Below are 7,939 nucleotides of genomic sequence, written 5' to 3' on the forward strand. Positions count from 1 at the left end.
CCCCGGCGGCCTCCGCGGCCACCAAGGCCCCGCGGCCCCGCGGCCCCCACAGCCCCTTTCACCACAGCAGGGTTCACCGTCGAGCCCGCCAACGGTTCCATGCTGAGCCCCTGACGGGGCTCGTACGTACGCACACCCTTACGCACACCCCTTCACGCACACCCCCTTACGCGCAAGCACCTTGGCAGCGACGAGGAGCAGTACCGCCATGACTGAAACGTCCGACCACCCGCAGGCCCGTACCGAGTTCGACTACGTGATCGTCGGCGGCGGCACCGCCGGATCGGTGATCGCCTCCCGCCTCACCGAGAACCCCGACGTCACCGTCGCGGTGATCGAGGGCGGCCCGAGCGACATCGACCGCGAGGACGTCCTGACGCTGCGCAAGTGGCTCGGCCTCCTCGGCGGCGAACTCGACTACGAGTACACGACCACCGAACAGCCCCGGGGCAACTCGCACATCCTGCACAGCCGCGCCAAGGTGCTCGGCGGCTGCTCCTCGCACAACACGCTGATCTCCTTCAAGCCGCTGCCGTCCGACTGGGACGAGTGGGAGGCGGCCGGCGCCACCGGCTGGAACGCCGAGGCGATGGACCCCTACTTCGGCAAGCTGCGCAACAACATCGTGCGCGTGGCGAAGAAGGACCAGAACCAGATAGCCACCGACTGGATCGAGGCCGTCAAGGAGGCCCTGGACGTCCCCGAGGTCGTCGGCTTCAACGACCGGCCGTTCGACGAGGGCGTCGGCTTCTTCGACCTCGCCTACCACCCGGAGAACAACAAGCGCTCCTCGGCGTCCGTCGCCTACCTCCACCCGCACATGGAGGCCGGTGACCGCCCGAACCTCCACCTGTTCCTGGAGACCTGGGCGTACAGGCTCCAGCTCGACGGCAAGACGGCGCGCGGCGTGCACGTGCGCGCCAAGGACGGCGCGGAACAACTGCTGACCGCCCGCCGCGAGGTCCTGGTCTGCGCCGGTGCCGTCGACACCCCGCGGCTGCTGCTGCACTCCGGCATCGGCCCGCGCGAGGACCTGGAAGCGCTCGGCATCCCCGTCGTCCACGACCTGCCGGGCGTCGGCGAGAACCTCATCGACCACCCGGAGTCGGTCATCGTCTGGGAGACGAACGGGCCGATCCCCGGCAACTCCGCGATGGACTCCGACGCGGGCCTGTTCGTGAAGCGGGACCCGGAGCACAAGGGCCCCGACCTGATGTTCCACTTCTACCAGATCCCGTTCACCGACAACCCGGAGCGCCTCGGCTACGAACGCCCCGAGCACGGCGTGTCGATGACCCCGAACATCCCCAAGTCCCGCTCCCGCGGCCGCCTCTACCTCACCTCCGCGGACCCCGAGGTCAAGCCGGCCCTGGACTTCAGGTACTTCGCGTACGACGAGAACGGCGACGACTACGACGGGCGCACCCTCGTCGACGGGATCAAGCTGGCCCGCAAGGTCGCCGAGGCCGAGCCGTTCAAGAAGTGGCTCAAGCGGGAGGTCTTCCCCGGCCCGCACGTGACCGACGACGCCGAGATCAGCGAACTGGTCCGCAAGGCCGCGCACACCGTCTACCACCCGGCGGGCACCTGCCGAATGGGCGCTTCCACTGATGAACTCGCCGTCGTGGACCCGGAACTGCGGATTCGGGGCCTCGAAGGAATCCGTATCGCGGACGCATCCGTCTTCCCGACGATGCCCGCCGTGAACCCGATGATCGGAGTGCTCATGGTCGGGGAGAAATGTGCCGAGCTCCTGGGGGGTGACGGCCGATGAACGCAGCCGCCACCACCCCCCGCACCGGTCCCGCCCAGGAGTCCGCCCCCTCGGCGGCCCCCGTCTTCACCGTCCGGAACCTGTGGAAGGTCTTCGGGCCGAAGGCCGAACGCGTCCCGGGCGACGCGGAGTTGACCTCCCTCACGCCCACCGAGCTGCGCGAGCGCACCGGCTGCACCGCCGCCGTGCGGGACGTCTCCTTCGACGTGCACAAGGGCGAGGTCTTCGTCGTCATGGGCCTGTCGGGCTCCGGCAAGTCCACCCTCGTCCGCTGCCTGACCCGGCTCATCGAGCCGACGTCCGGGTCCGTCGCCATCGACGGCGAGGACGTCCTCGCGATGGACAAGAACCGGCTGCGCGAGCTGCGCCGCCACCGCGCGTCCATGGTCTTCCAGCACTTCGGCCTGCTGCCGCACCGCTCGGTCCTCGACAACGTGGCGTACGGCCTGGAGATCCAGGGCGTCGGCAAGGCCGAGCGGCGTGAGAAGGCCGCCGAGGTCGTCACCAAGGTGGGCCTGGAGGGCCTGGAGGCGCGCAGGCCCGGGCAGCTCTCCGGCGGCCAGCAGCAGCGCGTCGGCCTGGCCCGCGCCCTCGCCGCCGACCCCGAGGTCCTGCTGTTCGACGAGCCGTTCAGCGCGCTGGACCCACTGATCCGCCGGGACATGCAGGAGGAGGTCGTGCGCCTGCACCGCGAGGAGGGCCGCACGATGGTCTTCATCACGCACGACCTCAGCGAGGCCCTCAAGCTCGGCGACCGCATCGCCCTCATGCGCGACGGCCGCGTCGTCCAGCTCGGCACGCCCGAGGAGATCGTCGGCTCCCCGGCCGACGACTACGTCCGCGACTTCGTCAGGGACGTGCCGCGCGAGCAGGTCATGACGGTCCGCAGGGCCATGCGCCCGCTCGACCCCGACTCCGCCGCCGACGGCCGCGGCCCGGCCGTGGCGCCCGACGCCACCGTCTCCGAGGCCATCGAGGCCGTGGCCCGCTCCGGCTTCCCCGCCCGGGTGATGGACGAGGGCCGCTGCCTGGGCGTGGTCGACCAGGAACGGCTGCTCGGCGTGGTCGCGGGCGTGGAGCCCCCGCCACCCGCCCCGACCCTGCCGTCCGCCTCCGCCCCGCCGTCCGCCTCCGCCGGGCGGGCCGCGCCCACCGTGCCCGCCGGGTCCGCCGCCCCCTCCGCCCAGGTCCGGCAGGCCGAACCCACGAGGAAGCCCCCGGCGGCCGGGACCTCCGCGCAGTCCCCGACGACGGGAGAGGGCCGGCCCTCAGCGGCCGGGAAGGCCACCCCGCCCCCGGCGGCCGGGAAGGCCGAGGACATACCCGGTGAGGTGACCGCCTGATGGCCTCCGCCACCTCCGCCACCTCCGCCACGTCGGCCTCCGTACGGGATGCCGGCCTCGGGGCCCTGCTCCGCCACCGCGCCGTGCACAAGCTCCTGCTGCTCGCCCTCGCGGCAGCGATCACCGTGCCGATCGTGAACGCCAAGTGGGCCTCCGGCGCCTGGCCGGACGCGCTCACCGTCGACCTGTCCGAGCCGCTCGGCAAGGCCAGTGACTGGATCATCGACAACCGCGACAGCCACCCGCTGTTCCTGTACTTCTTCGGCCACGTCTCCAACGCCGTCGTCCTCGCCGTGCGCGGCGTCTACCTGCTCCTGCTCGCCGCGGGCTGGGCGGGCGTCACCGCCGCCGCCGGACTGGTCGCCTGGCGCGTCGCGGGCGTGAAGCTCGCCGTGACGGCCGCCGCCGCGTTCGGCGTCTGCGGGCTGCTCGGCATGTGGGTGCCGACCATGCAGACGCTGGCCCTGATGACCGTGGCCGTCCTCGCGTCCGTGGTCCTCGGCCTGCTGCTCGGCCTCGCGGGCGGCCTCAACGACCGGGTGTTCCGCATGATGCGGCCGGTCCTCGACACCATGCAGGTGCTCCCCGCCTTCGCCTACCTGCTGCCCGTCGTCCTCGTCTTCGGCATCGGCGTGCCCGCGGCCGTCCTCGCGACCGTCGTGTACGCGGCCCCGCCGATGGCCCGCCTGACGGCGCTCGGCCTGCGCGGCGCCGACGGCGGCGTGATGGAGGCCGTGGCGTCGCTCGGCGCGACCGCCCGCCAGCGCCTGCTGTCCGCACGCCTGCCGCTGGCCCGCAAGGAACTTCTGCTCGGCCTCAACCAGACCATCATGATGGCCCTGTCCATGGCCGTCATCGCCTCCGTGATCGGCGCGGGCGGCCTCGGCGACCGCGTCTACCAGGCCCTCGCCTCCGTCGACGTCGGCCAGGCCCTCGCCGCGGGCATCCCGATCGTGCTGCTCGCCGTCGTCCTGGACCGCGTGACCGGCGCGGCGGGCGAACGCCTCGGCGCCGACCGGCCCGAGGACACCTCGCCGCTGCGCGGCTGGCGCGGCTGGTCAGTGGCCGCCGCCGTGACCCTGGCCGCGGCGCTCGCCGCCCGGTTCGCCGACCGCCTGGAGTGGCCGACGGGCTGGGTCGTGGCGATCGCCGAGCCGGTGAACACGGCCAAGGACTGGATGGTCGACCACCTCTACACCGGCGTCCCGGTCGTGGGCGGCACCGCCGACTGGGCCGCGCACTTCACCACGTACGTCCTCGACCCGCTGCGCGACGGCCTCCAGGGGCTGCCCTGGTGGTCGGTGCTGCTGATCGTCGCGGCGCTCGCCTGGGTGATCGGCACCTGGCAGACGGCGCTCACCGCGGTCCTCGCCATGGCGGCGATCGGCGTCCTCGGCGTCTGGAACGACTCCCTGGACACCCTCTCCCAGGTCATCGCGGGCGTCGCCGTGACGCTCGTCCTCGGCTTCGCGATCGGCGTGGCCGCCTCGCGGAGCAAGCGCCTGGAGAGCGTCCTGCGCCCCGTTCTGGACGTCTTCCAGACGATGCCGCAGTTCGTTTACCTGATCCCGGTCGTCGCGCTGTTCGGCGTGGGCCGCGCCCCGGCGGTCGCCGCCGCCGTGGTGTACGCGCTGCCCGCCGTCGTCCGCATCACCACGCAGGGCCTGCGCCAGGTCAGCCCCGGCGCGATGGAGTCCGCGAAGTCCCTCGGCGCGACGAACTGGCAGGTGCTGCGCCAGGTTCAGTTGCCGCTGGCCCGCCCGGCGCTGCTGCTCGCCGTCAACCAGGGCGTCGTCCTCGTGCTCGCGGTCGTCGTCATCGGCGGCCTCGTCGGCGGCGGCGCGCTCGGCTACAGCGTCGTCTTCGGCCTGGCCCAGGGCGACCTCGCGACCGGCCTGGTCGCCGGTGCCGCGATCGTCTGCCTCGGCCTGATGCTCGACCGGGTGACGCAGCCGACGGAACGCCGCGCGAAGAAGGGGGCGTGACATGAGCGTCCGTACTCCCCGGGCCGCCGCGGCCGTCGCGGCGGCCACCGCCCTGCTGACGCTGTCCGCCTGCGGCGCGGCCGACATGACCAAGCAGTCGTCCCCGTACGCCAACGCGGCCGGCGCCAAGACCGTGACCCTGTCCGTGCAGTCCTGGGTCGGCGCCCAGGCGGACGTCGCCGTCGCCAAGCGCATCCTGGAGAAGGAGCTGGGCTACCGCGTCGACACCGTCCAGATCGACGAGGTCCCCGCCTGGGACGCGCTCAGCCAGGGCCGCGTCGACGCCATCATGGAGGACTGGGGCCACCCCGAGCAGGAGCAGCGGTACGTCAAGGACAAGAAGACGATCGTCCCCGGCGGCGACGTCGGCGTCACCGGCCACATCGGCTGGTACGTCCCCACGTACTTCGCGAAGAAGCACCCCGACGTCACCGACTGGAAGAACCTCAACAAGTACGCGAAGGACTTCCGCACCCCGGAGTCCGGCGGCAAGGGCCAGCTCATGGACGGCTCCCCGTCCTACGTCACCAACGACAAGGCCCTCGTGAAGAACCTCGGCCTCGACTACAAGGTCGTCTTCGCGGGCTCCGAGGCGGCCCAGATCACCCAGATCGAACAGTTCGCCAAGCAGAAGAAGCCGTTCCTCACGTACTGGTACAAGCCCCAGTGGCTGTTCGAGAAGGTCCCCATGACGGAGGTGAAGCTCCCCGCCTACAAGGAGGGCTGCGACGCCGACCCCGCCGCGATCAAGTGCGCCTACCCGCACACGCCGCTCCAGAAGTACCTCAACGCGGACTTCGCGGAGAACGGCGGGAAGGCGGCGGAGTTCCTGAAGCGGTTCCACTGGTCGGAGGCCGACCAGAACGAGGTCTCCCTCATGATCGCCGACAAGAAGATGTCCCCCGAGGACGCGGCGGAGAAGTGGATCACCGCGAACGAGCCCAAGTGGAAGGCGTGGCTTCCCCGTTAGCCCTCGCGGGGGCGCCCGGGATCGCGCTGACGCGCGTCCTCAAGCGCCGGACGGGCTCTTCATAGCCCGTCCGGCGATTGAGGACGAGGCGCGGAGCGCCGATGAAGCGGGGTCCAGGGGCGGCAGCCCCTGGTTTCGGGAAGGGGCGGGCTCGGGGAGGCCCCCGGCAGGGTCAGCCCAGCCCCGCCGCCGCGATGTCCCGCAGCGCGGCCATGGCCCGCCGTTGCAACCCCGGCCCGAAGGTCACCCGCGAGGCCCCCTTCCGGCCAAGCTCCGCAGGAGAGGCCCCATCCGCCACACAGATCGCGTTCAGCGGCGCCTCCACCCGCTCGCGCAGCGAGGGAAGGACGTCCACCGGCGCCATGATGACGTAGACACAGTCCGCCCCGGCCTCCACGTACAGCCGGGCCCGCGCCACTGTCTCCTCCAGGTCCGCGACCCCGCGCACATACGTGTCGACGCGCGCGTTGACGAACAGCTCCGGCCCTGCGACCTCCCGCACGGCGGCCAGGTACTCCGCCTGCTCGCGGGGGTCCTTCAGGCCGTCCTCGGTGGAGTCCTCCAGGTTGCACCCCACGACCCCGGCGTCCCACAGCCGCCCCACCAACTGCCGCGCGGGCAGCCCGTACCCGTCCTCCACGTCCGCGCTGACCGGCACGGACACGGCCCGGGCCACGCGCGCGACGGCCTCGAACATCTCGCGCGGCGGCACGGCCCCGTCGGCGTACCCGAGCGACGCGGCGACGCCCGCGCTGGGCGTGGCGAGCGCCGGGAACCCGGCCTCCTCGAAGACGCGGGCGCTGGCGGCGTCCCACGGCCCGGGCAGGGCCAGCGGGTCCCCCGGCGCCCTGTCGTGGTGCAGGGCGCGGAACGCGGCGGCGGTGGTGGTCACGTGTGCTCTCCCGGCTGGTGGATGGGCGGCTCTACGAATCTCTGCGAAGGGGGTATGCGGCGGGGCCCCGCGGGTCAGTCGGCCGGGCGGTGCGCCGTCGTCCCCGGCGTGTAGTGCCCGGGCACCATCCGCGTGGTCACGGCGAACCGGTTCCAGCCGTTGATCAGGGTGATCGCGGCGATGAGGTGGGCCAGCTCCTTGTCGTCGAAGTGCCGGGCGGCCCGCTCGTACACGTCGTCGGGGACGAAGCCGTCGGTGAGGACGGTCACGGCCTCGGTCAGCTCGATGGCCGCGATCTCCTTCGCGGTGTAGAAGTGCTTGGACTCCTCCCAGGCGCTGAGCTGCACGATGCGCTCGACGCTCTCGCCCGCCGCGAGGGCGTCCTTGGTGTGCATGTCGATGCAGAAGGCGCAGTGGTTGATCTGCGAGGCGCGGATCTGCACCAGCTCGTAGATCACCGGGTCGACGCCCTTCTTCGCGGCGGCGGCGAGCCGGATCATGGCCTTGTACGCCTCCGGGGCCAGCTCGGCCATGTTGAGGCGGGGCGTGTGCTCGGGGAGCCGCTCGTCGTGGGTGTGGGCCGTGTCGGTGGCCTGTGTCGTGTTCGTCATGAGTCGAACGTACGGCTCGAGTAGCCCACCGGTATGGTCCATTCCCATGGAGGAAACGTGGGCCACTTCGGGACCCGGAGACGAGCCCGCCGCCGAGCCCGCCGCCGAGAACGGCGGCCGCCCGGAAACCCCCGCCCCCGGCACCGGCTGGAGCGTCGACCTGCACCTCGACGCCCTCGGCGAGGGCCCCCGCTCCGGAGTGCGCCGGGGCCTCACGGACGCGCTGCGCGAGGCGGTCCGCGGCGGCCGGCTCGCGCCCGGGACGCGGCTGCCGTCGTCCCGGGCGCTCGCCGCCGACCTCGGGGTCGCGCGCAACACGGTCGCCGACGCGTACGCGGACCTCGTCGCGGAGGGCTGGCTCACC

The 7,939-nt window shown here is 72.4% G+C and carries 7 protein-coding genes; 5 read left to right on the forward strand and 2 right to left on the reverse strand.

Going from position 1 to position 7,939, the window contains the following annotated elements; genetic code table 11:
* Positions 1 to 208 precede the first annotated feature (208 nt).
* Genes IE330_RS36965 through IE330_RS36980 form a run of 4 tightly spaced genes read left to right on the forward strand, consistent with a single transcriptional unit; the run spans position 209 to position 6,072 of the window.
* A complete protein-coding gene (locus tag IE330_RS36965; protein ID WP_190140567.1) occupies positions 209 to 1,774 on the forward strand; it encodes a GMC family oxidoreductase in 1,566 nt (521 codons plus the stop codon).
* Positions 1,771 to 3,117, forward strand: coding sequence for a quaternary amine ABC transporter ATP-binding protein (locus IE330_RS36970; protein ID WP_190140568.1), 1,347 nt, complete (start codon positions 1,771 to 1,773; stop codon positions 3,115 to 3,117). Before IE330_RS36965 ends, IE330_RS36970 begins: the two co-directional genes overlap by 4 nt.
* Complete coding sequence (locus tag IE330_RS36975) at positions 3,117 to 5,102, forward strand: ABC transporter permease (protein ID WP_190140569.1); 1,986 nt, start codon at positions 3,117 to 3,119, stop codon at positions 5,100 to 5,102. Before IE330_RS36970 ends, IE330_RS36975 begins: the two co-directional genes overlap by 1 nt.
* A 1-nt stretch (position 5,103) precedes the next feature.
* Complete coding sequence (locus tag IE330_RS36980) at positions 5,104 to 6,072, forward strand: ABC transporter substrate-binding protein (RefSeq protein ID WP_190140570.1); 969 nt, start codon at positions 5,104 to 5,106, stop codon at positions 6,070 to 6,072.
* A gap of 172 nt (positions 6,073 to 6,244) precedes the next feature.
* Here IE330_RS36980 and IE330_RS36985 read toward each other — a convergent pair whose 3' ends face one another.
* Together IE330_RS36985 and IE330_RS36990 are read right to left on the reverse strand one after the other, a co-directional pair.
* Positions 6,245 to 6,964 carry an isocitrate lyase/PEP mutase family protein gene (locus IE330_RS36985; RefSeq protein WP_190140571.1) on the reverse strand — a complete coding sequence of 240 codons (720 nt, stop codon included), beginning with the start codon at positions 6,962 to 6,964 and terminating at the stop codon, positions 6,245 to 6,247.
* Between the two features lie 74 nt (positions 6,965 to 7,038).
* Complete coding sequence (locus IE330_RS36990) at positions 7,039 to 7,575, reverse strand: carboxymuconolactone decarboxylase family protein (protein ID WP_190140572.1); 537 nt, start codon at positions 7,573 to 7,575, stop codon at positions 7,039 to 7,041.
* Positions 7,576 to 7,621: 46 nt separating this feature from the next.
* Here IE330_RS36990 and IE330_RS39520 point away from each other — a divergent pair.
* A partial coding sequence (locus tag IE330_RS39520; protein WP_229926198.1) for a GntR family transcriptional regulator occupies positions 7,622 to 7,939 on the forward strand: 318 nt, incomplete at its 3' end.

Source organism: Streptomyces longispororuber, assembly GCF_014656095.1.
Taxonomy (GTDB): domain Bacteria; phylum Actinomycetota; class Actinomycetes; order Streptomycetales; family Streptomycetaceae; genus Streptomyces; species Streptomyces longispororuber.

Excerpts from the sequence above, each read along its gene's own strand:
- IE330_RS36970 (WP_190140568.1), top strand. The coding sequence starts at position 1,771 with ATGAACGCAGCCGCCACCACCCCCCGCACCGGTCCCGCCCAGGAGTCC.
- IE330_RS36975 (WP_190140569.1), top strand. The coding sequence starts at position 3,117 with ATGGCCTCCGCCACCTCCGCCACCTCCGCCACGTCGGCCTCCGTACGG.
- IE330_RS36990 (WP_190140572.1), bottom strand. The coding sequence starts at position 7,575 with ATGACGAACACGACACAGGCCACCGACACGGCCCACACCCACGACGAG.
- IE330_RS36965 (WP_190140567.1), top strand. The coding sequence starts at position 209 with ATGACTGAAACGTCCGACCACCCGCAGGCCCGTACCGAGTTCGACTAC.
- IE330_RS36980 (WP_190140570.1), top strand. The coding sequence starts at position 5,104 with ATGAGCGTCCGTACTCCCCGGGCCGCCGCGGCCGTCGCGGCGGCCACC.